At 66.3% G+C, this 24,790-nt stretch carries 27 protein-coding genes; 15 read left to right on the top strand and 12 right to left on the bottom strand.

Annotated features, from left to right (window positions below; translation table 11 throughout):
• Positions 1-354: 354 nt before the first annotated feature.
• The 3 genes from ACAG24_RS07335 to ACAG24_RS07325 are packed head-to-tail and all read left to right on the top strand — an operon-like array spanning position 355 to position 2,638.
• Positions 355-681: an RNA-binding protein gene (locus ACAG24_RS07335; RefSeq protein WP_370472457.1), complete on the top strand. Its 327-nt coding sequence runs from the start codon at positions 355-357 to the stop codon at positions 679-681.
• On the top strand, positions 681-1,451 hold the full coding sequence (locus ACAG24_RS07330) for an SDR family NAD(P)-dependent oxidoreductase (RefSeq protein WP_370472458.1): 771 nt from the start codon (positions 681-683) through the stop codon (positions 1,449-1,451). Before ACAG24_RS07335 ends, ACAG24_RS07330 begins: the two co-directional genes overlap by 1 nt.
• 41 nt (positions 1,452-1,492) lie before the next feature.
• The gene (locus tag ACAG24_RS07325; RefSeq protein WP_370472459.1) at positions 1,493-2,638 is read left to right on the top strand and encodes an aromatic ring-hydroxylating oxygenase subunit alpha; all 1,146 of its coding nucleotides are present in this window, start codon (positions 1,493-1,495) and stop codon (positions 2,636-2,638) included.
• Here the strand turns inward: ACAG24_RS07325 and ACAG24_RS07320 are convergent.
• Both ACAG24_RS07320 and ACAG24_RS07315 read right to left on the bottom strand, forming a co-directional pair.
• The gene (locus ACAG24_RS07320; RefSeq protein WP_370472460.1) at positions 2,635-3,414 is read right to left on the bottom strand and encodes an enoyl-CoA hydratase/isomerase family protein; all 780 of its coding nucleotides are present in this window, start codon (positions 3,412-3,414) and stop codon (positions 2,635-2,637) included. The genes ACAG24_RS07325 and ACAG24_RS07320 overlap by 4 nt on opposite strands.
• Positions 3,415-3,423: 9 nt before the next feature.
• A complete protein-coding gene (locus ACAG24_RS07315; RefSeq protein WP_370472461.1) occupies positions 3,424-4,107 on the bottom strand; it encodes a TetR family transcriptional regulator in 684 nt (227 codons plus the stop codon).
• Between the two features lie 69 nt (positions 4,108-4,176).
• Here ACAG24_RS07315 and ACAG24_RS07310 point away from each other — a divergent pair, with 69 nt between their 5' ends.
• The 3 genes from ACAG24_RS07310 to ACAG24_RS07300 all read left to right on the top strand — a co-directional run bounded on the left by ACAG24_RS07310 (position 4,177) and on the right by ACAG24_RS07300 (position 6,959).
• Entirely contained in the window at positions 4,177-5,235 is a 1,059-nt protein-coding gene (locus ACAG24_RS07310; protein WP_370472462.1) for a ferredoxin reductase, read from the top strand.
• A gap of 28 nt (positions 5,236-5,263) precedes the next feature.
• Positions 5,264-6,394 (top strand): fatty acid desaturase family protein, encoded by a 1,131-nt coding sequence (locus ACAG24_RS07305; protein ID WP_370472463.1) that lies wholly within the window; start codon positions 5,264-5,266, stop codon positions 6,392-6,394.
• Between the two features lie 139 nt (positions 6,395-6,533).
• Positions 6,534-6,959 (top strand): MTB12 C-terminal domain-containing protein, encoded by a 426-nt coding sequence (locus ACAG24_RS07300; RefSeq protein WP_370472464.1) that lies wholly within the window; start codon positions 6,534-6,536, stop codon positions 6,957-6,959.
• Positions 6,960-7,146: 187 nt separating this feature from the next.
• On the opposite strand, the gene nei2 is transcribed toward ACAG24_RS07300, so the two are convergent.
• Positions 7,147-7,899: an endonuclease VIII Nei2 gene (gene nei2 / locus ACAG24_RS07295; protein WP_370472465.1), complete on the bottom strand. Its 753-nt coding sequence runs from the start codon at positions 7,897-7,899 to the stop codon at positions 7,147-7,149.
• Positions 7,899-12,443, bottom strand: coding sequence for an ATP-dependent helicase (locus tag ACAG24_RS07290; protein ID WP_370472466.1), 4,545 nt, complete (start codon positions 12,441-12,443; stop codon positions 7,899-7,901). Before ACAG24_RS07290 ends, nei2 begins: the two co-directional genes overlap by 1 nt.
• Before the next feature lie 386 nt (positions 12,444-12,829).
• Here ACAG24_RS07290 and ACAG24_RS07285 point away from each other — a divergent pair, with 386 nt between their 5' ends.
• Positions 12,830-13,138, top strand: coding sequence for a heme-binding protein (locus ACAG24_RS07285; protein WP_370472467.1), 309 nt, complete (start codon positions 12,830-12,832; stop codon positions 13,136-13,138).
• A 1-nt stretch (position 13,139) separates the two neighbouring features.
• Here ACAG24_RS07285 and ACAG24_RS07280 read toward each other — a convergent pair whose 3' ends face one another.
• Entirely contained in the window at positions 13,140-13,787 is a 648-nt protein-coding gene (locus ACAG24_RS07280) for a TetR/AcrR family transcriptional regulator (protein WP_370472468.1), read from the bottom strand.
• 48 nt (positions 13,788-13,835) lie between these two features.
• On the opposite strand from ACAG24_RS07280, the gene ACAG24_RS07275 reads away from it, so the two are divergent.
• Complete coding sequence (locus ACAG24_RS07275; protein ID WP_370472469.1) at positions 13,836-15,212, top strand: cytochrome P450; 1,377 nt, start codon at positions 13,836-13,838, stop codon at positions 15,210-15,212.
• A gap of 113 nt (positions 15,213-15,325) precedes the next feature.
• Here the strand turns inward: ACAG24_RS07275 and ACAG24_RS07270 are convergent, their stop codons facing one another.
• Both ACAG24_RS07270 and amaB read right to left on the bottom strand, forming a co-directional pair.
• Complete coding sequence (locus ACAG24_RS07270) at positions 15,326-16,135, bottom strand: SDR family NAD(P)-dependent oxidoreductase (protein WP_370472470.1); 810 nt, start codon at positions 16,133-16,135, stop codon at positions 15,326-15,328.
• 108 nt (positions 16,136-16,243) lie between these two features.
• The gene (gene amaB / locus ACAG24_RS07265) at positions 16,244-17,797 is read right to left on the bottom strand and encodes an L-piperidine-6-carboxylate dehydrogenase (RefSeq protein WP_370472471.1); all 1,554 of its coding nucleotides are present in this window, start codon (positions 17,795-17,797) and stop codon (positions 16,244-16,246) included.
• Between the two features lie 172 nt (positions 17,798-17,969).
• Here amaB and ACAG24_RS07260 point away from each other — a divergent pair, with 172 nt between their 5' ends.
• Both ACAG24_RS07260 and lat read left to right on the top strand, forming a co-directional pair.
• Positions 17,970-18,449: an Lrp/AsnC family transcriptional regulator gene (locus ACAG24_RS07260; RefSeq protein ID WP_370472472.1), complete on the top strand. Its 480-nt coding sequence runs from the start codon at positions 17,970-17,972 to the stop codon at positions 18,447-18,449.
• Positions 18,450-18,498: 49 nt separating this feature from the next.
• The gene (lat, locus tag ACAG24_RS07255) at positions 18,499-19,848 is read left to right on the top strand and encodes an L-lysine 6-transaminase (protein WP_370472473.1); all 1,350 of its coding nucleotides are present in this window, start codon (positions 18,499-18,501) and stop codon (positions 19,846-19,848) included.
• Here lat and ACAG24_RS07250 read toward each other — a convergent pair.
• Positions 19,826-20,389, bottom strand: a complete 564-nt coding sequence (locus ACAG24_RS07250) for a restriction endonuclease (protein ID WP_370472474.1) — start codon at positions 20,387-20,389, stop codon at positions 19,826-19,828. The genes lat and ACAG24_RS07250 overlap by 23 nt on opposite strands.
• A 111-nt stretch (positions 20,390-20,500) precedes the next feature.
• Between ACAG24_RS07250 and ACAG24_RS07245 the strand changes: the two genes are divergently transcribed.
• Together ACAG24_RS07245 and usfY are read left to right on the top strand one after the other, a co-directional pair.
• On the top strand, positions 20,501-20,878 hold the full coding sequence (locus tag ACAG24_RS07245) for a hypothetical protein (protein WP_370472475.1): 378 nt from the start codon (positions 20,501-20,503) through the stop codon (positions 20,876-20,878).
• Positions 20,879-20,911: 33 nt separating this feature from the next.
• Positions 20,912-21,220 (top strand): protein UsfY, encoded by a 309-nt coding sequence (gene usfY / locus ACAG24_RS07240; RefSeq protein WP_370472476.1) that lies wholly within the window; start codon positions 20,912-20,914, stop codon positions 21,218-21,220.
• Positions 21,221-21,297: 77 nt separating this feature from the next.
• Here the strand turns inward: usfY and mbp1 are convergent, their stop codons facing one another.
• Together mbp1 and ACAG24_RS07230 are read right to left on the bottom strand one after the other, a co-directional pair.
• Positions 21,298-21,534, bottom strand: coding sequence for a microaggregate-binding protein 1 (gene mbp1, locus ACAG24_RS07235; RefSeq protein ID WP_370472477.1), 237 nt, complete (start codon positions 21,532-21,534; stop codon positions 21,298-21,300).
• Between the two features lie 249 nt (positions 21,535-21,783).
• Positions 21,784-21,912 carry a hypothetical protein gene (locus ACAG24_RS07230; RefSeq protein WP_370472478.1) on the bottom strand — a complete coding sequence of 43 codons (129 nt, stop codon included), beginning with the start codon at positions 21,910-21,912 and terminating at the stop codon, positions 21,784-21,786.
• 121 nt (positions 21,913-22,033) lie between these two features.
• Here ACAG24_RS07230 and ACAG24_RS07225 point away from each other — a divergent pair, with 121 nt between their 5' ends.
• The gene (locus ACAG24_RS07225) at positions 22,034-22,468 is read left to right on the top strand and encodes an ATP-binding protein (protein ID WP_370472479.1); all 435 of its coding nucleotides are present in this window, start codon (positions 22,034-22,036) and stop codon (positions 22,466-22,468) included.
• A 62-nt stretch (positions 22,469-22,530) separates the two neighbouring features.
• Positions 22,531-23,256, top strand: a complete 726-nt coding sequence (locus ACAG24_RS07220) for an RNA polymerase sigma factor SigF (protein ID WP_370472480.1) — start codon at positions 22,531-22,533, stop codon at positions 23,254-23,256.
• On the opposite strand, the gene ACAG24_RS07215 is transcribed toward ACAG24_RS07220, so the two are convergent.
• Positions 23,227-23,664: an STAS domain-containing protein gene (locus ACAG24_RS07215; protein ID WP_370472481.1), complete on the bottom strand. Its 438-nt coding sequence runs from the start codon at positions 23,662-23,664 to the stop codon at positions 23,227-23,229. The two genes, ACAG24_RS07220 and ACAG24_RS07215, sit on opposite strands and share 30 nt — an antisense overlap.
• 243 nt (positions 23,665-23,907) lie before the next feature.
• On the opposite strand from ACAG24_RS07215, the gene ACAG24_RS07210 reads away from it, so the two are divergent.
• Positions 23,908-24,456, top strand: a complete 549-nt coding sequence (locus ACAG24_RS07210) for a nucleotidyltransferase family protein (protein ID WP_370472482.1) — start codon at positions 23,908-23,910, stop codon at positions 24,454-24,456.
• On the opposite strand, the gene ACAG24_RS07205 is transcribed toward ACAG24_RS07210, so the two are convergent.
• Entirely contained in the window at positions 24,453-24,770 is a 318-nt protein-coding gene (locus ACAG24_RS07205; protein WP_370472483.1) for a GNAT family N-acetyltransferase, read from the bottom strand. The genes ACAG24_RS07210 and ACAG24_RS07205 overlap by 4 nt on opposite strands.
• Between the last annotated feature and the right edge of the window lie 20 nt (positions 24,771-24,790).

The following is a 24,790-nucleotide window of genomic DNA, read 5'->3' as shown; positions in this document are numbered from 1 at the left end:
TCTACTGCATCCGCAAATAGTTCGCTGGCTAATTCATCACAGTCGTCAATCTTGCCCTGACTAGGGCAAGCGTCCGCAAGTCGGTCGTATGGAGCATTTGCGCGCAAATGCAGAATCGGCTACGGATCGAATGCGCCCAGGCCGCATTGCGAAATCCCACTTTTGCTGTGCAAACGCTCGAATTCCGGTCGCGCCAGAGCAGGCGCGGCAAAGCTCGGACGCATAGGAAACATGCAGAGGGCCGAAGGTGGCCGTGCCGCCGCGTTGTGCGCGTTGAACCTCGGAAAAACACAACGACTGCCACAATCACGATGATGTCGGCGGCGCCGGTCGTCGGAAACCAGAGGAGTGGCCGTGCACAAGAGCTGGCTCGGTGTGGCGGTGATGGCGTTCGCAGGGGCATCCCTGACCGTCGTCCCGGTTGGTTCAGCGGCGGTCTGCGGGTCGGTGGGCGGCGTGCATGTCGACGTCACCGGGTGCGCGGATCCGCTGTCCGAGCTCAACGATGTCCTCGACTACCCGCCGCCACCGCCACCGCCGCCGCCACCGCCGGGCTCCCCGACCAGCGCGCCGCCGCCGCCTCCGCCACCGCCACCTCCGCCGGTGTACGTCCCGCCCGCGCCCAATGTGAGTGTCTGTGCTGACGTCGGGCGCCGAATCAACGTCAGCGGGTGCATCTGATGGACCGTTCCTCGTTCGACAAGCTTTTCGACATGACGGACCGCACCGTCATCGTCACCGGGGGCACTCGCGGGATCGGACTGGCGCTGGCGGAGGGGTACGTCCTGGCCGGCGCCCGCGTCGTGGTCGCGAGCCGCAAGGCAGACGCCTGCGAACAGGCCGCGCAACATCTACGAGGGCTGGGCGGCCAGGCCATCGGGGTGCCGACGCACCTGGGCGAGGTCGAGGACCTTGGCGCGCTCGTGGAGACCACCGTCTCCGAATTCGGTGGTGTGGACGTCGTCGTCAACAACGCGGCGAATCCGCTCGCGATGCCGTTGGGAGACATCACCGTCGACGCGTTGACCAAGTCTTTCGAGGTCAACCTGCGCGGGCCCGTCATCCTGGTTCAGGAAGCGCTTCCGCATCTGAAGGCCAGCGAGCATGCTGCCGTCTTGAACATGGTCTCGATCGGGGCGTTCATCTTCGCCCCGGCCCTGTCGATCTACGCCTCCATGAAGGCGGCGATGATGTCATTCACCCGGTCGATGGCTGCCGAGTTCGTACACCACGGCATCCGCGTCAACGCCCTGGCGCCCGGACCCGTCGACACCGACATGATGCGGAAGAACCCCAAGGAGGCCATCGACGGCATGGTGGGCGGCACCCTGCTCGGCCGGTTGGCGTCGGCAGACGAAATGGTCGGTGCCGCACTGCTGTTGACCTCCGATGCCGGCAGCTACATGACCGGGCAGGTCATCATGGTCGACGGCGGAGGCACGCCGCGCTGACATTTTGACCATACGACTTACTACATGTGTATGGTGGCGTCATGGCGATCGACCGGACGTTGACCGAGCGTGGCCTTGCTCTGGTCAACGGAAAGACCACCGACATGGCGGAGGCGGTGCTTCGGGTGCCGCTGCACTACTACCGCGATCCCAAGATCACCGAGATCGAGGAGTCGTCGATCCTGCGCCGCACGCCGCTCGCGATCGTGCCGAGCGCGCAGATCCCGAACAATCACGACTATGTGGTCCGATCGGTTCTCGGTGATTCGCTGCTGGTAACCCGTGACGCGTCTGGCCGGGCGCACGTGTTCCTCAACTACTGCCGGCACCGCGGCGCCATGCCCGCCTGCGGCAGCGGCAACACGCGCCGCTTCGTATGTCCCTATCACGCATGGAATTACGACACCGCGGGCAAGCTGGTGCGGGTACCCGGGCAGGCAGGATTCACCGGTCTGGATCGCGACTCCTACGGGCTGGTCGAGCTCCCCAACGAGGAGCGCTTCGGCTTCGTCTGGGCGGTGTTGACAGCGGGAGTCGGCATCGACCTGGACACGCATCTGGGTGATTTCGCCCCGGAGCTGGAGCAGTGGAACTACGCCGAGTTCGGGTACCACGATCAGCGGGAATTCGAATCGCAGACCAGCTGGAAAGGGGCACTCGAAGCGTTCGCAGAGGGCTATCACTTTCCGTTCGTGCACGGCCAGAGCGTTATCGGTCAGAACACCGTGGCCAACACCCACGTCTACGACGAGTGGGGACGCCACCACCGAATCGGATTCCCGTTCAACAACATTGCCGATCTCAACGACTGTCCGACCGGGGACTGGGACCCGGTTCTGCGGATGGGGGTCATCTACTGGATCTATCCGAACCTGATCCTGGCCAACAGTCCGGTGGGCGTGGAGATCATCGACATCCTGCCTGCGGGGGAGCCGACGCGATGTACGGTGCGGCACAGCTGGATGGCTCGCTACCTGGCGACCGACGACGCGCAGCGGAATTTCTACGATCAGATCTACGACCAGGTGCACGCCGCGGTGCGTGACGAAGATTTCGTCATGCTCCCGCAGTGCGGTGAAGGCGTGCGACATGGCCAGCACGACCATATGCTGATCGGCCGCAACGAAATCGGCGTCCAGCATATGATCCGCGTGCTCGCGGGCGAACTGGGTGTTGCGCTGGATTAGGCCTTGCGCAGCACCTTCGAGGCCGCTTCGCGCATCTCGCCGCTCGTCGAGGCCAGGATCTGGCTGCGGTTCTCCAGGTGTAGTGCCGCTTCGAGACTCGATGCTTCGAGGTTGGCCCACAGCACCTGCTTCGTCGACTCGACTCCGAACTTGCCGTAGCCGCACAGTGTTTCGGCAATCGACAGCGCTTCGTCGACGGGTGCATCCGTTACGCGCGAAACCAGTCCGAGCCGTAACGCCTCGTCGGCGTCGATCGCACGCGCTGTCAGGATGAGGTCGAATGCGGTTCCCGCGCCCACGATTCGCGGCAGCGTATAGCTGACGCCGATGTCGCACCCGCCCAGTCCGAGCTTGATGAACTGGGTGCAGAATCGCGCAGACGGCGATGCGACGCGGATATCGCATGCCGCGGCGATACCGAGACCGCCGCCGTAAGCGACACCGTTGACGGCGGCGATCACCGGCTGACGTAACCGGTGGATCTTCGCGGTGAGATCGGCGATGCGCTCCTGCCAGCGCATTCCCGACCGCGGGAACTCGGTTCCGCCGCCGGCCTCATCGGGATTCGGGGCGCTCAGGTCCAGACCCGAGCAGAAGCCTCGTCCCGCGCCGGTCAGAACCACAACGCGCACGGTGTTGTCGTTTCCGGCCGCGTCGAGCGCATCGTGCAATTCTTCGACCAGTTCGTAGGACAGCGCGTTGAGCTTGTCGGGCCTGTTCAGAGTGAGGACGGCGATTTCTGGCCGGGGAAGTGTCACTTCGAGTGTGGACGACATCCCGTCACGTTAACTGCTGCGCCATCCCGCCACGCCGACGGTGATCATCCGGAGTTGTTTGACCGCGACACGTCGGATCTCCTCGATACTGGCCGGGTCGGTGGCATCTTCCAGTGACTCGGCGATCACGATCATCGAGTTGACGAAGACGCTGGCCAGGATGTTGAGGTCTTCGCTGGTCCACGTGTTCAGATTCGGGAAGCGCGCCAGGTCGATCGCCAACTCAGAAGTGATCAAACGGATTTCGGTGCGGATGGCGTATCGCAGCACTGTGACTCCGGTCGAGCGTTCCCGGCCGATGAACCGCCAGTGCTCGCGACGCTGCTGCACCCCGTCGATGAGGATGTCGACCGATGACTCGATGACGCGGTTCGGATCGAGCTTGCCCGCGCGGGCGCCGCGCAGCATGTCGCGCAATGCGCGAAAGGATTCGTCGATGAGGACGAGGCCGAGTGCCTCCATCGACTCGAAGTGGCGGTAGAAGGCGGCCGGGACGATCCCGGCCTCCCGCGTGACCTCGCGCAGGCTCAGCGCACTGAAGCTTCGCTCGGCGAGAAGGTGCAGCGCGGCGGCGACGATCGCGCGGCGGGTGGCCTCTTTGCGTTCCTCCCGCGACAGGGTGTCCCTGCTCTTCTCTCTCGACCGGGAGCGGCTGGAATGCTCCGATCGTGAGCTGGGCGTACGACTGTTCACTATGTGAAACCTACCACAAGCTGCAGCGATCCCTTGACGTGACCAGCGGCGGGCGCGCACGGTGTACACATGTTCACCGAAACTTTGACCAAGCGGGTTAAGCGGTCCGCCCTGCTGGACCTCCTGACCGGTCCGCACGGTGTCGACCGCTACACCGAGCTGGTCGACCCCACCTGGACGCGCGGACAGGGCCGCGCCCGGGTTGTCGGGGTGCGGCGCTCGACGCCGCGAAGCGTGACCCTGACGCTGGCACCCAACCGGGCCTTCACCGGCTTTCGCGCGGGTCAGCACATCAACGTCTCCGTCGACATCGACGGTCGCCGTCGGACCCGTCCGTATTCGCCGGCCAACGGCGAAGATGACCGCTACATCGAGCTGACCGTCGGTCGGCACGACGGCGGACTGGTCTCGAACTACCTGTACGAGCACGCGCGCCGTGGCATGGTTGTCGGCCTCGACTCGGTAGGCGGTGACTTCACGCTTCCCGACCGTCCGGACGGCAAGATCCTGTTCGTCTCCGGTGGAAGTGGCATCACCCCGGTCATGTCGATGTTGCGCACCCTTCGGTCCAGGCGGCATGCGGGCGAGGTGGTGTTCATCCACTACGCCCGGTCCGCGGACGAGGCGTGCTATCGCGCAGAACTGACCGAGATCGCCGACGCGATGCCGAACGTCACGGTGCTGCACGGATACACGCGGGATACGGCCGGCTCCGATCTCGACGGCCGGTTCGTCGCAGCGCCCACCGCCATGGCCGAGCCCGACGCGGTGTACGCGTGCGGACCGCCTGCGCTCGTCGACGCGGTGCGCGAGGTGTTTCCCCACACCGAATCCGAGAGCTTCGTGCCGCCGGAGTTCACGATCACCGAATCTTCCGGTGGGAACGTGAGTTTCACCGGGGCCGGCATCGACGTCGTCGACGACGGCCAGCCCATTCTCAACCAGGCCGAGAACGCGGGTCTGACCCCGGAGAGCGGATGCCGCATGGGGATCTGCTTCTCGTGCACTCGACGCAAGACCAGCGGCGCCGTGCGCAATGTCATCACCGGTGCGGTCTCGTCGACGGAGGAGGAAGACGTGCAGATCTGCGTCTCCGCCCCCGTCGGCGACGTCGTCATCGACCTGTAAGCCGAACTGTCACCTAGAGGTAGGAATCATGACTGAAGTTCTGGACACCGACACCACCATTTCCGATACGTCCGCGCAGGCGCGGTTCATCACCAAGACGGTGGCGGGCAAAACCGTCACCCTGACTCCCGAGCAGGCCGAGGCGTTCGGTCGGGAGCTCGACGAACTCAAGGAAAGCGTCATCGCCGACCTGGGTGAGCGCGACGCCACCTACATCCGGCGAATGATCAAGGCGCAGCGCGGACTTGAGATCGGCGGCCGGGCGTTGTTGTTCGGCGGCATCTTCCCGCCGTTCTGGCTTGCGGGCACCGCGATGCTCGGTCTGTCGAAGATCATCGACAACATGGAGATCGGCCACAACGTTATGCACGGCCAGTACGACTGGATGGGCGACCCGGCGATCTCCAGCCGCGGCTTCGAATGGGACACCGCGTGCCCGGCCGACCAGTGGCGGCACTCGCACAACTACATGCACCACACGTACACCAACATCGTCGGGCTGGACCGGGATATCGGCTACGGCATCCTCCGGATGAGCTCGGATCAGAAGTGGCGGCCGTACTATCTCGGCAACCCGGTGTACGCGTTCCTGCTGATGGTGTTGTTCCAGTACGGGGTGGCGCTGCACGAGCTGGAGAGTGAGAAGATCGCCGCCGGCGAGATCACGCTGACCGACAAGCGGGAGATTCTGAGCGAGATCTGGGCGAAGACCAAGCGTCAGACGCTCAAGGACTACGTGGCGTTTCCGCTGCTGGCCGGTCCTTTCGCGCCGTGGGTGTTCGCGGGGAACCTGACCGCGAACCTGATGCGCAACGTGTGGTCGTACATGATCATCTTCTGCGGTCACTTCCCCGAGGACGTTCAGGAATTCTCGATCGAAGAGACGAAGGCCGAGACGCGCGGGCAGTGGTACTTCCGCCAGATTCTCGGCTCGGCCAACCTGACCGGCGGGAAGCTGTTCCACATCCTCAGCGGCAACCTGTCGTTCCAGATCGAGCATCACCTGTTCCCGGACATCCCGGCGTTCCGGCACGCGGAGATTGCGCCGAAGGTCCGCGAGATCTGCGAACGCTACGGAGTGCCCTACAACACCGGCCCGCTGCCGCGGCAGTTTGCGACGGTGGTCCGCAAGATCGTCAAGTACGCGCTGCCGTTCTGATCCGTTGTCGAAACGGTGTTCACGCGCAGGCGTGAACACCGTTTCGACAGCTACGGGCGAAGGACGTAGGTCTTGTGGACCTGCTTCTACCGTGGTGAGGTGTGCGAGGGTCGGGTCATCTTTGCGGAAGGAAGCGTTCATGCGTGCTGCGATTGCGGCGGTGTCGGTGTTGGCGGCGGGAGCCCTGAGTGGAATGGGTGTCGCGTGGGCGCAGCCCGCGGTGCCGTCTGCGGGGGAGCTGACATCTGAACTGCGGCAGGTGCTGAACACCGGAACGCCGACCGAGGTCCGCGCGTCGAAGCTGGCAGGCGGAGATGCCGCCGTGCCGACCGCAGACAACATCGCGAACCGGTTGAACACCTACGGTGGCATGGTCAACTGGCAGGTGCAGAACCCAGTGCTCAACGGTGACCAGCTGGACGCGCAGATCGCCGTCACCATCCCGATTTTCGGCACCAAGACCCACAACATCTACTGGGTCGACCAGGACGGGACCTGGAAGCTGTCGAACCCGTCGGCGTGCGTGATCGCCCGCGATGTGGCGGGCGTCGACTGCACCGTCTAGCGGTCGCTCCCGCCGGAATTGCATTCCAGCAGGTCATCAGTCGCACATTTCCTGCTCTGATGCAATTTCGGCCCAGCCACCATGACTCACGCGGCGATTCAGCGCGGCCGTCGACGAACGTAAGGTTTTTTAGGCGAGCGACTCCGTGCCGACCGCTGTAACGCTTGGCAATTCCGGCGGGACGAGTTCAGCGCTGGCAGTTGGGGCACCAGTAGGTGACCCGCTCGGTGTCCTTGTCGGTCTTGATCGAGGTGCCGCATCGGCGGCAGGGCCGGCCGTCTCTGCCGTACACCCACACGTCCTGGCCGGGTCGGGTGTTTCCGGTGGTGGTGCGGTTGATACGTAACCGGTTGAGCCACACCATCTGCTGCGCCCGGCTCGCGAGCCGCACCGGGTCTGCGACCTCTTTGACCGCGGTGCCGGGCAGCAGCCCGAACACGAAACAGATCTCGTTGGCGAAGACATTGCCGACGCCTGCCATCACCCGTTGATCGAGCAGCGCCTCGGCCAGAGGACGATCGGGGTCGGCGACCAGGTTGGCCGCGGCGGTTTCTGCCGACCAGTCGGGTCCGAGCAGGTCCGGACCCAGGTGCGCGACGGCGTCCATGTCGGTCGTGCGGTCCAGAACCTCCAACACCCCAAGATCGATACCCGAAGCCCGAGAATCAGCCGTTTCCAACACGATTCGGATCTTGTATGCCGGCTGTCGAACCCGGCCGATCACCCACGCGCCGTCCATTTTCAGGTGTGAGTGGATGCTGGCCGCACCCACCCGGATGAAGAGGTGTTTACCGCGGCTGAGCACTTCGTCGACGACCTGACCGGACAGGTCCACTGCTGCGTAGCGGGGCACCCGGACGTCGCACCGGGTCAGTTCCTTGCCCTCCAGGGCTTCCCGCAATTTGGCTGCGGCGCGGAAGACGGTGTCACCTTCGGGCATCAGCGCAGCCGCAGCCCGCGCGGTGTGCGGGAGAAGCCCGCCGTCGTCAGCGCCTCAACTACGGGAGAGTCCCGCGCCTCCAGCACCGGAACGCCGTCGACACGTTCCACCAGCAACGCCGGGACCCGCCGCCGAGTGACCAATTCGGCCAATGCCGCGGCTGCGGCGTTCGCCGTCTCCTGGCCGGTGCCGAAGCTCAGCAGCGACCGACCTCCCCTTTCGACGAACCACGCCAGCTCGCCGTCGACGAGAACGACGAGCGCTCCCGCTTTGCGGCCCGGGCGATGCGCGGTGTCGCCCTCGGTTTCCCGGCTCGGCCAGGGCAGTGCCGCGCCGTACGGGTTGGCGGGATCGGTGGCCGCGAGTGCGACCGCGCGCAGGCTCTGCTGCTTGTCGTCGATGCTGTCCGCGTGGCTGCGAAGCCGATCGACCGTACTGGCCGTCGCGAACTGCGCACCGCCGAGGGACTCGACGAAATAGCCTCGCTGGCAGCGTCCGGCGTCCTCCATGGTCGTCAGCACCTTGTACATCGATGCGAACCCGCCCGCGATGTTTTCACTGGCCACCGCACCTTTGGTCAGCACGCCGTGGCGCGCCAAAAGTTGGTCGGCCTGGTAGTGCGCCCGCACGGTGGAATCGACGTCCGCGACGGGCAGTGCCGACCACCGTCCCGCCACGGTGGGGTCGGAATCGCGATGCGCGCTGAGACTCGACGTGCTGAGGCTGTAGCGGCTCAATCGCGGAGCCCGCCGATGCCGATGCGACGGCGCCGCGGCACGCCTGGAGCCCGGACCCTTCGTGCCGGCCAGTAACGCCCTCACCGGAGCGAACGTGTCGCCCCCGACATGGCCGGCCCAGATCAACTGCCACAGAGCCTCTTTCAGAGATTCTGCGGATACTCCGTCGACAGTCAACTGCCGGAAGAAGTACGCGCCGCCGCCCGACAGTGCTGCCAGGATCTGATGGTGGACATCGGTCATCTCCAGCTCGCCCGGCTCGGCCAGCGACAGCGGCGCGGTGTCGGCGGGATGGAAGGACACCCATCCGTCGGCCGCCGACAGCGCGCCCGATCCGGACCACAGCACCTCGCCGGAGGCCAGCAGTTCGTCGAGCATGCCCGGTTGGTAGTCGCGGACGCGTTGTCCGAAGATCAGCGGCTCGATCGCCGACGCCGGCATGGGCACGCCCGCCAGTTGGTCGATCACCGCGGCCAGCCCGTCCACACCGGACACCGAATCGGTGCCGAGCATCTGCCACGCGGGGAGGAACCGCCCGAACGCGGCGGTGCTGACGGGTTCGATCTGTGCACGCAGAGCGGCCAGCGAGCGTCGTCGCAGGATGCGCAGCACCTCGGCGTCACACCACTGCTCGACTCCACCGGAATCTGCCGGCACGTCGCTGAATTCGCCGCGGACCAGCTTCCGATCCGCGGCCAACCGGCCCAACACGTCGCCCGCCACCCGCAATCCCAGTCCGAAGCGGGATGCCGCGTCTGCGGTCGTGAACGGACCGCGCGTCCTCGCGTACCGCGACAGCAGCTCGCCCAGCGGATCCACGATGGGCTCAAGGAACGCCATCGGGACGCCGACGGGAACAGCCACGCCGACGCCGTCGCGAAGACGTCCGATGTCCTCGACGGCCGCCCACCACGTCTTGCCCGCATAGGAGACGGTGACGACGCGCTTGGCGGTCAGCAGACCTTCGAGCCAGCCGCCGATCTCCGGCTGGACACAGCGTTCGGCGATCTCCTCGACGGTCAACGGCCCGAGCAACCGCAGCAGGTCAGCGGTGCCCTCGGCGTCGCGAACCAATCGTTCCGGCGTGAGGTGCTGGAGCTGGCGCGTCGTGGTCGCGATGACGTCGGCGTCGAGAAGCTCCCGCAGTTCGACGCGACCGAGCAACTCCGCCAACAGGGTCGGGTCCAAGGCCAGTGCCGCAGCCCGCCGTTCGGCGAGTGGACTGTCGCCCTCGTACATGAACGCGCCGACGTAGCCGAACAGCAGCGACGCCGCGAACGGAGACGGCGTCTGGGTCTCCACTTCCAGAATGCGGACACGCCGCTGCGCGATGCGGCCCATCAGCGCTGTCAACGTCGGCACGTCGTAGACGTCCTGCAGACACTCGCGGACGGCTTCCAAAACGATGGGGAAGTCGGGGTAATTGCGCGCGACGTCGAGGAGCTGTGCTGCCCGCTGACGCTGATGCCACAGAGGTGACCGCTTGCCGGGGTGGCGGCGCGGCAGCAGGAGCGCCCGCGCAGCACATTCGCGGAATCGGGATGCGAAGAGCGACGAGCTGCTGACCTCCGTGGTGACCAGCGGCTCGATCTCGTCGGCGTCGAACACGAAGATGTCAGCGCCCGGCGCCGCGTCGTCGGTGTCGGGCAGCCGCACGATGATCCCGTCGTCGGACGCCGTCGGTTTCTCGTCGATGCCGTAGCGCTCGTAGAGCCGCTTGCCGACGGCCAGCGCCAGTGGCCCATGCACCCGTAACCCGTAGGGGGAGTGCAGAATCACCCGCCAGTCACCCAGTTCATCGCGGAAGCGTTCGACGATCAGCGTCGTGTCCGACGGCACTGCCGACGTCGCGGCGCGTTGTTCGTCGATCAGCTGCCACAGGTTATCGGTCGCGAAATCATCGAATCCGACATCCTTGCAGCGGGATTCGAATGCCGGACGGTCCAGCCGGGCCAGCTCCCCGTTGAAGGCGCCGATGGCCGCACCCAGTTCGGCGGGCCGGCCGACCCCGTCGCCGCGCCAGAACGGAAGCCTCGCCGGCTCCCCGGGCGCAGGGATGACCAGCACCCGGTCGTGGGTGATCTCGGTGATGCGCCAGCTCGTCGCACCCAGGGAGATGACGTCGCCCGGGCGGGACTCGTAGACCATTTCCTCGTCGAGTTCGCCCACCCGAGAAGGCTTCTCGGAGTCGGCGCTGGAGGCCAGGAACACGGTGAACAGGCCGCGGTCGGGGATCGCGCCGCCGGAGGTGACCGCCAGCCGCTGCGCACCGGGCCGTGACGTCAGGGTCCCGGTGTCGCGGTCGTAGACGATGCGAGGCCGCAACTCGGCGAACTCCGTCGACGGATACTTCCCCGACAGTAGGTCCAGCGTCGCCTCATAGGCGCTGCGCGGCAGCGTCGCGAAGGGTGCGCTGCGCCGCACGGTGTCGAACCATGCGTCGGCGCTGATCGGCTCGAGAGCGGCCGCCGCCACGGTGTGCTGGGCGAGCACGTCGAGCGGATTGGTGGGCACCCGCATCGTCTCGATCTGCCCGGCCAGCATGCGCTGCACGCTGACGGCGCACCCGATCAGGTCGGTCCGGTGTTTCGGGAACAGCACACCTTGGCTGATCTCACCGACCTGGTGCCCGGCGCGGCCGACGCGCTGCAACCCGCTGGCGACCGACGGCGGAGTCTCGACCTGGATCACCAGATCGACAGAGCCCATGTCGATGCCGAGCTCGAGGCTCGACGTGGCGACCACGGCTTTGAGGCGTCCGCTCTTGAGGGCATCCTCGACGTCGGCACGGGCCTCCTTGCTGACCGAACCGTGGTGGGCTCGCGCGAGCACCGGTTCGGCGCCGTAGGTCTGGCCGCTGCCCATGATGTGGGCCGGCGCCCCGCCGGCCACGCCCGGGTTGTGGGCGCCGAGTTCGATACCGGCGCGTTCGGCGTGGATCTCGTTGAGCCGCGAGGTCAGGCGTTCTGCGAGGCGACGCGAGTTCGTGAACACGATCGACGAATTGTGGGCCTCGACCAGATCGACGATGCGTTCCTCGACGTCCGGCCAGATCGAGTTGTCTTCGAGATTTGCCATGTCTGGCACCGGAACCTGGACCGTAAGGTCGAACGTCTTCGCCGCGGGCGGCGCCACGATCGTCGTCGGCGAGGCGCCCGACAGAAACCGCGCCACCTCTTCGGCAGGGCGCACGGTCGCCGACAGGCCGATGCGCTGCGCGGGCTTGTCGAGCATCGCGTCGAGCCGTTCCAGCGACACCGCCAGGTGCGCGCCCCGCTTGGTGCCTGCGACGGCGTGCACCTCGTCGACGATCACGGTCTCGACATCGGCCAACGTCTCGCGAGCCGCGGACGTCAGCATCAGGAACAGCGACTCGGGCGTGGTGATCAAGATGTCGGGCGGTTTGGTGATGAGCTCGCGGCGCTTGCTGGCGGTGGTATCGCCCGAGCGAACGCCGACGCTGATCGCCGGCGGGCTCTCTCCGGTGCGCTCGGCGATACGCGAGATGCCTGTCAGCGGGGTGCGGAGATTTCGTTCGACGTCGACGGCGAGCGCCTTGAGCGGGGAGACGTAGAGGACGCGCGTACCCCGCTTGCCTTGCGGCTCGCGAGCCAGCCCGTCGATAGCCCATAGGAAGGCCGCCAGCGTCTTCCCGGATCCCGTCGGGGCGATGACCAGTGTGTTCTCGCCATCGGCGATGGCTTTCCATGCCTGGGCTTGTGCCGGGGTCGGCTCGACGAAGGTGCCTGCGAACCACTCGCGCGTCAACGCGCTGAACCGCGACAACGGATCCGTGGCGGTGGGCATGGGTCCATGGTGCCCTCCGCCACCGACAAATCGGCTCCGTGTGAGTCACCGGGCCGAAATCAGCCACTCTGTAAAGGCGGCGATCTGACGACCTGCGATGCGGTCCCGCCGATCGTCGTCTATGCGACCAGTGCGGCAACCGGGTACGTGCCGGCGATGTGTCGATCGCCCGCCGCAGACGCCAAGGCCTGGGGTCACGCCGGCGGCGTGGCTGCTAGGGACAGCCGAAGTGGCCTGACCCCAGGCGAATCGGACGCTACCCCGGCATCGATTATCGGTTACTGCTTTCAGCAAATCTGTCACCAGGCCCACGATCGATTTCCGGAACCCCTGCCGCCGGAGGCGCCTACGATCTTGTTGTGCGTTCCCTCCGTCCTCGATGCCTCGTGGCCGCAACCCTTGGTGCTGCCGGAGTTCTACTCGCCGCTCCCGCGCAGGCGCAGCCTGTGCCGAATTGCACGGCGGCCGACCTGGCGGGCATCGCGACTGGTGTCAGCGCCGCCACGTCGGCCTATCTGTTCACCCATCCGCCGGTCAACGCGTTCTTCAGCTCGCTGTTCGACAAGAATCCGGACGAGAAAAAGGCCGCGGTTTCGGCGTACATAGACGCCAACCCGGCGGTGGCGGCCGAATTGCGTGGCATTCGGCAGCCGCTTGTCGAGCTCCGGCACCGCTGCGGCCACCTGCAGGAGTGACTCAGCGCGCTTCCGGGGTGACGGCCTCGGCGAGCGCCGAGGGGATTCCTTGCACCCGTCCGACCGCGTCCATCAGGCCGTGCGCACACAGGTCGGCGATGAAGTCGGCATCCAGAGACGAGTCGATCAGCCGCTGGCGGCACATCTCGAAGGTGAACGCCAGCCAGCCGTAGACGGTCGCGCGTAGGTCGCGTTCCACTTTGTGGTCGATGCCGCCGACCGCACCGATGATCCGGTCGATGATGCGGTTGGCCTGACGGTCGTTGTCGATGTCTTCGATGCCGCGCAAGACCGGATCAGCCCGCCCCATCCCCATGTAGGCCGCCCACGCCCCGTGCGGATGGTGTTCGTCGTACTGCAGGTAGGCCAGCACGCCGGCGCGCACCTGACCGAACAGTGTCTGTCCGGGCTGGGGCGGGGTGTTGGTCGCCTCGAACAGGCGCTCACCTTCGGCGCGCACGACAGCGGCGAAGAAGGCCCGCTTGTCGGGGAAGTAGTGGTACATCAGAGCGCGGGACACCCCTGCGCGCTCGGCGATCTCGTCGATCCGCACCTCGTCGTACGGCCGCTGCCCGAACACCTCGGCGCCGAGGGCCAGCAATTCGTTGCGGCGATCGTCGGGCGAGAGCCTGCGCCGTGATTCAGCCATGCTCCGATACTACTTGACACATGTATAACAGCGGCGGAGGCTGGGCACATGGCCATCGTCGACGACCGGCGGTCGTTCCCTGACCTACCGCACCCGCCGCGCCGCGTCCCTGTCATCGGCGACGTCCTAGGCATCAGCCCCGACATCCTCACCCAGGGGTCGGAAGATCTCGCCGTCCTCGGCTCCGTCTTCGAATTTCGTTTCCTGGGAGCACGATACGTGGTCGCCGCAGGTGCCGACGCGGTGGCTGAGGTCAACGATGAAAGTCGCTTCTGCAAGCACGTCGGTCCCGACATCGACGCACTTCGGTTGTTGGGCGGCGACGGACTCTTCACCGCTTACAACGAGGAACCCAATTGGCAACGGGCACATGACGTGCTGATGCCGGCGTTCAGCCGGCAAGCCATGCGGCGCTATCACTCGATCATGTTCGACGTCGCCGACGAACTGGTTGCGCGGTGGGACGAGCGGGCCGCCACCGGCGAGGTCGTCGACGTCTCGGCCGACACCACCCGGGTGACGCTGGAGACGATCGGGCGGTGTGCCGCCGGTTACCCGTTCGGCTGCTTTGCGTCTGAAGAGGTGCATCCATTCGTCGAACACATGGTCGCGGGGTTGAAAGGGTCGGACAAAGTAGGAGTGCTGCGAGAGACGTTCCTGCCGAAGTACTTCGCGCGCCGTGCCGAACGGCCGGTCCGCGATCACGCCGCGCAGATGCATGCCCTCGCCGACGAGATCATCGCCGAACGGGTGCGGGAGGGTCTGGGCCGCCACGACGACCTTCTGGAGCTGATGTTGGCATCCGACCTGGACCGGGCCAACATTCGCTTCCAGTTGATCAACTTTCTGGTCGCCGGTCATGAAACAACCTCGGGTGCACTGTCTTTCGCTCTCTATTTTCTTTCCCAGCATCCTGATGCCGCCGAGAAGGTGCGCGCCGAGGTTGCCGAGGTTTGGGGTCACGATGCGCGTCCGGACTTCGAGCTGATCGCCAAACTGCGGTACGTGCGGCGGGTGTTCGACGAAGCGTTGCGCCTGCAGCCGACGGTGCCGGGTTACTACCGGGCGGCGCGCGAGGACACCGTGCTCGCAGGCGTGCACCCGATGCGCAAGGGGGACTGGGTGCTGACGCTGTTGAGCGCGCTGCACCGCGACCCGCGATGGGGCGACGATCCCGACGCGTTCGATCCGGACCGCTTCGAACCCGAGCGGGTCAGGGCCCGGCCCGCTGATCTGTACAGGCCCTTCGGCACCGGTCCGCGCTCATGCATCGGTCGGCAGTTCGCGCTGCACGAGGCCGTGCTGCTGCTTGCCGTTTTGCTGCGGCGCTACGAGCTGGTCGCCGATCCAGACTACCGACTACAGGTCGCGCAGCGATTGACCCTGCTGCCCAAGGACTTTTACCTCACGCTGGTCCAGCGCTAGCGCCCGTCTCGCACCGCACCGCGAGCGCGCCCGTCTCGCATCGCACCGCGAGCGCGCGTGTCTGCACGTGGACACGCCGCCCTACCCGTACAAGAGCGCACGTTCGTCGGCGCTCACGGAGCCCGCAATGTCCGCTGATACCGGCGCATCCCGCTGACCCAGCGGTCGTAGTCACCGCCCTTGTGCCGGTACATCTCGAGCAGCTCTGCATGCGGCAACACCATGAATCGGTCCGCCCGTATCGCGTCGACAGTCACCGTCGCCACGTCGGCTGCGCTGATCACACCCGCAGAATGCTCGATGGACGACGCTCCGAGCTTCACATCCGGGTCGTCAATATCGCGAATCGTCTGCAGCAGCGGCGTTTCGACCCCGAGCGGACACACGCAACTGACCCCGATGCCATCGTCGCCGTAGGTGATCGCGAGCCACTCGGCGAAGCCGACCGCCGCGTGCTTGCTCACCGCGTACCCCGCGGCTCCCAGTTGAGTCAGCAACCCGGCCGCCGAGGCGACCGACACGAAGTACCCAGAGCCCAGCGCCTGCCATTGCGGCACCAGTAGCCGCGCCGCCCGGATGTGGGCGCGCAGATTGACGTCGAGGATCACGTCCCAGTCGGATTCGGTTCCCAGACCGGGCTTTCCGATGACGCCCGCGTTGGCTATGTAGATGTCGACGGGGGAGAATTCCTGCCCGGCGAGGGAGATCAGGGCTTCGATGTCGGCGCTGTCGGACGCATCGGCGCGGAGAGCCGCGGCGGCCCCACCCGAGTCGCGGATCGAGGCGGCCGTGGCATGGGCACCCGCCTCGTCGAGATCGCCCACCACGACGCTGACATCGTTGGCCGCGAGCTCGGCGGCCAGTGCCGCTCCGATCCCTGAGGCTCCACCGGTGACGACGGCTGTCTTACCTGCTAACTCCATGCCCTGATTCTGAGCCGTGAGCGCGCGCAAATGTACGCGGGGTGCGGTGTGTCGGCGGGCAGACACGCGCGCTCGCGGTGCAAGGGCACGGGGCAAGGCGCTCGCACGTCAGCCGAAGTGCACGCCCTGGGCCAGCGGCAGCTCGGAACTGTAGTTCACCGTGTTGGTCGCGCGCCGCATGTAGGCCTTCCACGCATCCGACCCCGACTCGCGGCCGCCGCCGGTTTCCTTCTCGCCGCCGAAGGCCCCGCCGATCTCGGCGCCCGACGTGCCGATGTTGACGTTGGCGATACCGCAGTCCGACCCGTCGGCAGCCAGGAACCGTTCGGCCTCGCGGACGTCGAGAGTGAAGATTGACGACGAAAGACCCTGAGGCACTGCATTGTTGAGAGCGATGGCCTCGTCCAATGTCTCGTACGTCATCACGTAGAGAATGGGCGCGAACGTCTCCTCGTGCACTACCGCTGTCTGCGCAGGCATCCGCACCACGGCAGGCGTCACGTAGAACGCATCCGCACCGGCGTCGTCCCCGACATCGACACGCTGGCCGCCCGTCACGGAACCACCTTCGGCTTCGGCTTGCTGCAGCGCCCCGACCATGTCCCGGTATGACCGCTCATGGATCAGCGGACCCACCAGGGTGCCCTCGGCGAAAGGATCGCCGACCGGCAGCTGGCGGTATGCCGCCTCGATCCGCGACACCACCTCGTCGGCCACCGAGGAATGCACGAGCAGTCGACGCAGCGTGGTGCAGCGCTGACCGGCTGTCCCGGCTGCGGAGAACACGATGCCCCGCACCGCGAGGTCGAGGTCGGCCGCGGGCGTCACGATCGCGCCGTTGTTGCCGCCGAGCTCCAGCAGCGACCGGCCGAAACGGGCAGCCACCCGCGGCCCCACTTCGCGTCCCATCCGTACGGACCCTGTCGCCGAGACCAGCGCCACCCGCGGATCGTCGACCAGCTTCTCGCCGACTTCACGCTCACCGAGCACCAGCTGCGAGACGTCCACCGGCGCACCGACATCGGCGCAGGCTCGTTCGATCAGCGCCTGGCAGGCCACGGCGGTCAGCGGTGTCAGCTCCGACGGCTTCCACACCACCGTGTCCCCACACACCAGAGCCACGGCGGTGTTCCACGCCCATACCGCGACCGGGAAATTGAAGGCGGTGATGACACCGACGACGCCCAGCGGGTGCCACGTCTCCATCAGCCGATGGCCGGGCCGCTCCGACGCGATCGTTCGCCCGTAGAGCTGCCGCGACAAACCGACGGCGAACTCGCAGATGTCGATCATCTCCTGCACTTCGCCGAGCGCCTCGGAGGTGATCTTGCCCGCCTCGACGGTCACGAGGGCGGCGAGATCGGCCTTGTGCTCGACGAGCAGCTGACCGAGCCGGGCCACCAACGCGCCGCGCACCGGGGCGGGCGTCGTCCGCCACGCCGAAAAAGCATGTGCTGCAGCAGCAATCGCTTCATCGGTCTGCGCAACCGTGGACGACGGGATCGAGAACAGCACATCCCCGGTGATCGGGGTGCTCGCGGGCAGACCGTGTGCACCCGGTTCGCCGAGTTCGACAGAGGCGCCGACGGCAGCGAGCGATTCACGGACGCGGGTGCGCAACGCGTCGGACGTGGGGAGTGGGGCGGTCAGTGCGATGCTCATGAGGCGACTTTCTCGTAGCGGTCATACGGGTCGTGGATGTGGTGTCCGATCTGGCCGGTCATCTACTCCCGGCTGTGGTCGGTGGCGGGAATGTGCTCATGCCCCGCGCCAATTGTGCCTGCAGTTGCCGTGTTTCGATGTTGACCATCTGGCCCTCGGATACAGTGCGGCCATGAGCGATCCCGTCGAATCACCGCCGCACGCGCCGCTCGACGAGGTCGACCGCGTGCTGGCGCGCGAACTCGTCGCCGACGGGCGCGCGACGCTGGCGCATCTGGCGGCCACCGCGGGCCTGTCGGTCTCGGCGGTGCAGTCGAGGGTGCGTCGGCTGGAGTCGCGAGGAGTCGTCGGCGGATACACCGCGCGCATCGACCCCGAGGCCGTCGGCAGCATGCTGTCGGCGTTCGTCGCCATCACTCCTCTCGACCCCTCTCAACCCGATGACGCACCCGCGAGGCTGGAGCACATCCCCGAAATCGAGGCGTGCTATTCCGTCGCCGGTGAGGACAGCTACGTCCTGCTCGTCCACGTCGAGTCGGCGCGGGCGCTGGAAGGGCTCTTGCAGAGGATCCGCACCGCAGCCGACGTGAAGACGCGAAGCACGATCATCCTACATAAATTTTACAGCGATAGGCGCTATGTGCCGGATTAAATGCGTCCTATAGCCCTTACGGCGTAAATAATCCGTTAGGATGGCGGCCATGACCGCAGTTCTTCCGGAATCGATCGCGTTCTCGGCCGAGACCGTGACCCCGCATGACGTCCGTTCGGTTCTGGCGCGCAGCATCCTGGCCGACGGGCTCGACCTCGTACTCGACATCGACCGTTCACGCGGCTCGTACCTGGTCGATGCCCGCTCGGGTCGTGGCTATCTCGACATGTTCACGTTCTTCGCGTCGTCGGCGCTCGGGATGAATCACCCGGGGCTCGCCGACGATGACGACTTTCGCGCCGAACTAGCCGCGGCTGCGCTGAACAAGCCGAGCAATTCCGACGTGTACAGCGTTCCGATGGCCCGATTCGTCGCGACGTTCGCGCGGGTGCTCGGCGATCCGAAACTTCCGCATCTGTTCTTCGTCGACGGGGGAGCGTTGGCCGTCGAGAACGCTCTCAAGGTGGCGTTCGACTGGAAAAGCCGCCTCAACGAGTCCAAAGGGCTCGATGCGGCGCTGGGCACCAAAGTCCTGCATCTGCAAGGTGCTTTCCACGGCCGGAGCGGCTACACGATGTCGCTGACCAACACCGACCCCAACAAGGTTGCGCGCTTCCCGAAGTTCGACTGGCCCCGCATCGTCGCGCCGTACGTACGGCAGGGGGCGAACATCGAGGCGCTGGAAGCCGAGTCGCTGCGCCATGCGCGCGCGGCTTTCGAGGCCAGCCGAGACGACATCGCCTGCTTCATCGCCGAGCCCATCCAGGGGGAGGGCGGGGACCGCCACCTCCGTCCGCAGTTCTTCGCCGCGATGCGCACACTCTGCGACGAATTCGACGCGCTGATGATCTTCGACGAGGTGCAGACCGGCTGCGGAATCACCGGAACTGCCTGGGCATACCAGCAATTGGGCGTTCAGCCCGACGTCGTCGCGTTCGGCAAGAAGACCCAGGTGTGTGGTGTCATGGCCGGCGGCCGAGTCGACGAGGTTGCCGACAACGTCTTCGCGGTCAGCTCACGCATCAACTCGACCTGGGGCGGCAACCTGGTGGACATGGTCCGCTCCCGACGGATCCTGGAGGTCATCGAACGGGACGGGCTCTTCGACCGCGCGGCCGACAGCGGGCGCCACCTTCTCGACGGTCTTGCGGCGTTGGCGGCCGACTTTCCCGGTCTGGTGCGCGATGTGCGCGGCCGCGGCCTGATGTGCGCGTTCAGCATGCCGTCGGGGGCGCAGCGCGACGAACTGGTGGCCGGGCTGTGGGATTGCGGCGTGATCATGCTGGGGTGCGGTCCTGACAGCGTGCGATTCCGGCCGGCGCTGACGGTGTCGCGCGAGGAACTCGACACCGCGCTCGACGCGGTGCGGGCGGTGCTCAGGACGATGTCGGCTGGGTGAGCCGGCGGATCGTCGACCGTAGCCGCGGAAGGTCGGCGCCCCCGACCAGCTCGCAGCCGTGCAGTTCGGCGAGTTTCCTTGCTGCGGGGGTAAATTGGTGATTGGTGACGACCATCGTTCTGGTGCAATCCTGCATGGGCGCGCCGGCGACAACTTCCTGCACGGCACCGGCGCCGACGGGACGTGACCGGCGCTTGCACTGCACGGCGAGCCGGTGCGGGCGATGCCCGATGATGAGGTCGACGCCCCAGTCTCCGGTGATCGACGTCATGATCACCGGCACGCCGCAGGTGCGGGCGATCGCGGCCACGTAATCCTCGAACTCGGTGCCCGACATGTCCGCCTGCGGTGCTCGCTCCCGAGCGCCCGGTGTCGTCGCGCCGACCACCGCCGCGCGGAGGAACCTCGGCGCCGTAAGCACGGCGGCCGGCACCAGCAACGCTGTGAGCACACCGACCGGCAAGCCGGCGCCGGCGAGGTAGGCGGTCGTCCCCGCGGCCGCCCCGAGCGCCGCATAGAGCTTCCACCTGAGGGTTCTCACGGCCGCATCGTAGCTGCGGGCGCGGACATCACAGGTTTATCACGATCGCCGATCGGGAATTCCTCGCAAACCGAACCTAAGGCTCGTTCTCGCGAAACCGGAGACCTCACGATGGCCGACCTGTCCCACCACACTCGCGATGTGCGTCGCGGTGCCGCATTCGGCGAAGGCGACGCACGGGACGCCATCCGCACCGGGCTCGGTTTCGCTGTGGCAGGTCTGTTGTTCCTATTCGTCGCCGACGTGTGGATCGGCACCTGCACCGGATCGTTGACGCAGGCGGCGGGTTGCGGTGTGCCCCAGAAAGCCATGCTGGCGCTCGGATCACCGGCCATTCTTCTGGTGGGCGGGGTGTGGTCACTGGCGCGCAGCTTTCGGGTCAGGCATGGGCAGGCGGCTTGGTGGGCCTGGCAGGGCGCCGGATGGGCGCTGTTGGCTCTGACGGTGCTGTGCGCCGTTTTGAGTCTTCCTTCTCTGCCCGGGCGGTAGCAGACTGGGACAGGTAGTTCTAAGGAGTTACCGATGAAGGGTCCCCACGATCCTGTCGACCATGTGCGCACGACGCGGCCGCACGCAGGTGAGTCGATGAAGGACAACAAGATCATGCCGGGGCTTGTGGTGATCGGCCTGTCGCTGGTCAGTTTCGTCGCCGCGCTGTCGGCGTTCGCCACCTCCCACCACGACGTGGGCCTGATGCTCGGCGCAAGCGCGCTGGCAGGCTTCGTGCTGGGCGGAGGGTGGTTGATCGTCGAACATCAGCGCGTGCGGCGGCTCGAACAGCGTTGGTACGCCGATCATCCTGGCTCGGTGCGACAGTGGCCGAACAGCTGAGCTGACGGCACACATAACAACTCAAATAACAATGGGCCCAACCGGTTTCCCGGTTGAGCCCATCGCAGGAAGCGCTGCTACTGGTTGGATTCCTGGCGCTTCTCGGCGGCCTTGGCTCCAGCCCGAGCGGACTCGGCTTCGGCTTCCTTCTGCGCTGCGTCACGCTGCGCGTCGGCCTTGTCTTGCTGAGCCTTGCCCTCGCGGACCATGTCGTCGCGACCAGCGACAGTGCCAATCGTTTCCTTGGCCTTACCCTTCACGTCCTCGACGACGCCCTTGATGCCTTCTTCGGGACCACTGTTCTTCTCGGTCATATCCGCCTCCTGCTCGGTAATGGATGGGAGTCTTCGACGCCCATTTCTGAGCCACTGCAAGGCTTCCCGAGACCCCGTGGGGCTAAACGGGTGACGGTGGTCTCATCGGGCTGTCCCGGCTGGCGGGGTTTGCCCGGTAGGACCGGGGGTACGCGGGCGCCCATGCCTTACGCAGCTAACGGGGTTTGGCCGTCGCCTGCCGCGGGGTATGGAACCGGCACCATGAATACACCGTCGCCGGGCGCCGTCTCACTGCATCATCGGCGCAAGCAGCAAGAACGCACCGGCGTAGATGGCCACACCGATCAAGGCGAGCACTGCCAGCGCAATCGCGGCGATGACCAGGAGGCGGCGCAGGGGCTTGGTGTTCTGGTCCATCCTGTCGGGTTACCCGGCACAGGTTGGCCATTAACAAATGCACTAGTGAACGCCCGGAGCGCCCATGGATAGCGGCGATGGCGCCTGGGGTAATCTCGCTTCGAAGTTTCCGGGAGGTCAAATGGCCGATGTTGCGAGCCACATCAATGGACAGCGTCACAGCCCGCAGTCGGTAGAACTCCGAGTTGCGGCGACGCTGGAGAACTTGGCGGTGCTGCGCACCCTGGTGGCCGCGATCGGTACGTTCGAAGATCTTGATTTCGACGCGGTCGCCGACCTGAGACTGGCTGTGGACGAGGCGTGTACGCGGCTCATCCGGTCGGCTGTTCCGGAGTCCACGCTCCTTGTCGTTGTCGACCCGCAGCCCGAGGCTCTGCTCGTGCACGCGTCGACGACCTGCGACAGCACCGACATTCTCGCGCCCGGCAGTTTCAGCTGGCACGTGTTGAGTTCGCTGACCGACGAGGTCACGACGTTCTCGGACGGTCAGTCGGCCGGTGACGGCGAGGTCTTCGGCATCACGATGACGACAAGGCGAGCGAGTTCGTTGCAGTGACCCGGGGGTCGTCGCAGGGTTCGTCGTCGCGATCGAGCTCTGAATATTCCGACGTTGCCGATATGTTCCGAGAGTTGGCTCAACTCGAGGAAGGGTCGGCACGGTTCCAGCGGCAACGCGACCGCATCGTGGAGCGCTGCCTACCTCTGGCCGACCACATCGCGCGTCGTTTCGACGGTCGCGGCGAGCCCCGTGACGACTTGGTCCAGGTTGCGCGTGTCGGCTTGGTCAACGCGGTCATCAGGTTCGACGTCGAGGCCGGGTCGGATTTCGTGTCGTTCGCGGTGCCCACGATCATGGGCGAGGTTCGTCGCCATTTCCGCGACAACAGTTGGTCGGTGAAGGTTCCCCGACGGCTGAAGGAGTTGCATCTGCGGCTCGGCGCGGCGACCGCTGAACTCTCGCAGCGGCTGGGGCGCGCCCCGACTGCCACCGAATTGGCCGCCGAACTGGAGATGGACCGCGACGAGGTCGTCGAGGGTCTTGTCGCCGGCAGCTCCTACAACACGCTGTCGATCGACAGCGGTGGTGGCAGCGGTAACGAGGACGCCCCCGCAATCGCCGACACGCTCGGCGACGTCGACCTCACGCTGGATCAGATCGAGAACCGCGAAGCGCTTCGGCCGCTGTTGTCGGCGCTGCCGGAGCGCGAGCGCACGGTGCTGGTGCTGAGGTTCTTCGAGTCGATGACGCAAACTCAGATCGCCGAGCGGGTCGGCATCTCACAGATGCACGTCTCGCGGTTGCTCGCGAAGTCGCTAGCGCGTCTGCGGGATCAGCTGGAATGAGTGCGGCGGGTCCTGCTGTACATCGTTGAGCGCAGCAGGGATGTCGAGGCTGATCGGCAGCGCCGAATCCGGATCGCAGATGCCCAGCACGCGTTTGACGGCGCGTCCCGGAACCAGCGCCCAGCGGATGTCCTTCCCGACGCACTGCACGTTCAGGGTGTGCAGCGCCGAGAAGCCTGCGGTGGAGAAGAACGTCAGCCCGGAGAAGTCGATGACCAGCCACTGCGTCGTGGCGGCGTGGCGCAGCGCGTAGTCGACGAATTTGATGCCGTTGGCGGCGTCGAGTTCGCCGTGCCCCGCGACGATGGCGGTGGCGGGCTTGGGCCACGTGGTGTCGAAGAGCGCCGTCCGGCAGACGATGCGGTCTGGATCGGGCGGGTCCGGTGGTTGGCCTGGGACGTGAGGCACGGTGACTCCGTTCGAGAGTTCGATATTCGTGCTCTGTTTCACGTCAAGGCGGGGCCCTAATTCTCAAAGCCTGCGCGGAACCGACCTTCTGTTCCACGTGACGATGACGTATTCAGAAGGCTGTGAATTCAACCTTGACTTGACCATACGCTCTGCAAGCGCTAATGGACAATGAATACGAAATGTTGTCACAAATGGTCGGCATTTGCTCCGGGTCGACTGAGAAGGGGCTGCGGAAGCACTGTGGCACAAGAACTTTGGGTTACCGGAGTGGTTCTTGCCGCGGGTGCGGGCACCCGGTTCGGGATGCCGAAGGTCCTCGCCGCCGAGGGTGAATGGCTGCGCCGCAGCGTCGCGGCGTTGCGCGACGGAGGCTGCCGGGACGTGGTGGTGGTGCTGGGTGCGGCCGTCGTCGCCGTGCCGGAGCCTGCTCGCGCCGTCGTGGCCGACGACTGGGCCGACGGGCTCAGCGCGTCGGTGCGCGCCGGCGTCCTTGCCGCGGATGAGCGCGCGAACGTCGTGGCGCTGACAACAGTGGACACTCCGGACGTCGGGGCCGCGGCCGTGCAACGGGTCCTGTCGGCGGCGTGGGAGTCCGGATCGGGATTGGCCCGCGCCGTCTACGACGGACGGCCAGGCCACCCCGTGGCGCTGGCGCGGAAACATTGGCCGCAACTACTGGAAGTGTTGGGCGGCGACGACGGCGCAGGGCCGTTCCTGCGGGGGCGGTCCGACGTCGTCGCGGTCGAATGCGCGGATCTCAGCACCGGACGTGACATCGACCGACGCTAGCCGAGCATGGCTGCGGCGAAGCGTTCGACCGCGTCCGCGCCCGTCCGGGTGGCGTCCTGAAAGCCGGGACGGTTGCGGGTCTCGATCGCGCGGGTGTGCGGGTCCAGGGTGACTTCGCCCAGCAGTTCGCCGGTCGTCGGTTCACAGACCGCCCACGTGTACAGCGTGTCCGAATCCCACTGCGTGGCAGCGCTTTCGACATAGTCGGCGCGGGTCTCGCCCAGTTCGGCCAGGGCCGGGCGGTCGTCGACCCGGTCGTCGGCGCGCAGCGCCCGGAGGTACCAGGCGCCTGCGTTGATCTCGATGGGCTGCACGCGCTCAGCTTGCCACGCGG

The sequence above is a fragment of the Mycobacterium bulgaricum genome (genome assembly GCF_041287165.2).
GTDB classification, from domain to species: domain Bacteria; phylum Actinomycetota; class Actinomycetes; order Mycobacteriales; family Mycobacteriaceae; genus Mycobacterium; species Mycobacterium bulgaricum.
The sequence above is the reverse complement of the archived record's forward strand: the minus strand, read 5'-3'. Positions and strand labels throughout refer to the sequence as shown.

Excerpts from the sequence above, each read along its gene's own strand:
- ACAG24_RS07330 (WP_370472458.1), top strand. The coding sequence starts at position 681 with ATGGACCGTTCCTCGTTCGACAAGCTTTTCGACATGACGGACCGCACC.
- ACAG24_RS07325 (WP_370472459.1), top strand. The coding sequence starts at position 1,493 with ATGGCGATCGACCGGACGTTGACCGAGCGTGGCCTTGCTCTGGTCAAC.
- ACAG24_RS07320 (WP_370472460.1), bottom strand. The coding sequence starts at position 3,414 with ATGTCGTCCACACTCGAAGTGACACTTCCCCGGCCAGAAATCGCCGTC.
- ACAG24_RS07310 (WP_370472462.1), top strand. The coding sequence starts at position 4,177 with ATGTTCACCGAAACTTTGACCAAGCGGGTTAAGCGGTCCGCCCTGCTG.
- ACAG24_RS07305 (WP_370472463.1), top strand. The coding sequence starts at position 5,264 with ATGACTGAAGTTCTGGACACCGACACCACCATTTCCGATACGTCCGCG.
- ACAG24_RS07300 (WP_370472464.1), top strand. The coding sequence starts at position 6,534 with ATGCGTGCTGCGATTGCGGCGGTGTCGGTGTTGGCGGCGGGAGCCCTG.
- nei2 (WP_370472465.1), bottom strand. The coding sequence starts at position 7,899 with ATGCCCGAAGGTGACACCGTCTTCCGCGCCGCAGCCAAATTGCGGGAA.
- ACAG24_RS07290 (WP_370472466.1), bottom strand. The coding sequence starts at position 12,443 with ATGCCCACCGCCACGGATCCGTTGTCGCGGTTCAGCGCGTTGACGCGC.
- ACAG24_RS07280 (WP_370472468.1), bottom strand. The coding sequence starts at position 13,787 with ATGGCTGAATCACGGCGCAGGCTCTCGCCCGACGATCGCCGCAACGAA.
- ACAG24_RS07275 (WP_370472469.1), top strand. The coding sequence starts at position 13,836 with ATGGCCATCGTCGACGACCGGCGGTCGTTCCCTGACCTACCGCACCCG.
- ACAG24_RS07270 (WP_370472470.1), bottom strand. The coding sequence starts at position 16,135 with ATGGAGTTAGCAGGTAAGACAGCCGTCGTCACCGGTGGAGCCTCAGGG.
- amaB (WP_370472471.1), bottom strand. The coding sequence starts at position 17,797 with ATGAGCATCGCACTGACCGCCCCACTCCCCACGTCCGACGCGTTGCGC.
- ACAG24_RS07260 (WP_370472472.1), top strand. The coding sequence starts at position 17,970 with ATGAGCGATCCCGTCGAATCACCGCCGCACGCGCCGCTCGACGAGGTC.
- lat (WP_370472473.1), top strand. The coding sequence starts at position 18,499 with ATGACCGCAGTTCTTCCGGAATCGATCGCGTTCTCGGCCGAGACCGTG.
- ACAG24_RS07245 (WP_370472475.1), top strand. The coding sequence starts at position 20,501 with ATGGCCGACCTGTCCCACCACACTCGCGATGTGCGTCGCGGTGCCGCA.
- usfY (WP_370472476.1), top strand. The coding sequence starts at position 20,912 with ATGAAGGGTCCCCACGATCCTGTCGACCATGTGCGCACGACGCGGCCG.
- mbp1 (WP_370472477.1), bottom strand. The coding sequence starts at position 21,534 with ATGACCGAGAAGAACAGTGGTCCCGAAGAAGGCATCAAGGGCGTCGTC.
- ACAG24_RS07230 (WP_370472478.1), bottom strand. The coding sequence starts at position 21,912 with ATGGACCAGAACACCAAGCCCCTGCGCCGCCTCCTGGTCATCGCCGCG.
- ACAG24_RS07225 (WP_370472479.1), top strand. The coding sequence starts at position 22,034 with ATGGCCGATGTTGCGAGCCACATCAATGGACAGCGTCACAGCCCGCAG.
- ACAG24_RS07220 (WP_370472480.1), top strand. The coding sequence starts at position 22,531 with ATGTTCCGAGAGTTGGCTCAACTCGAGGAAGGGTCGGCACGGTTCCAG.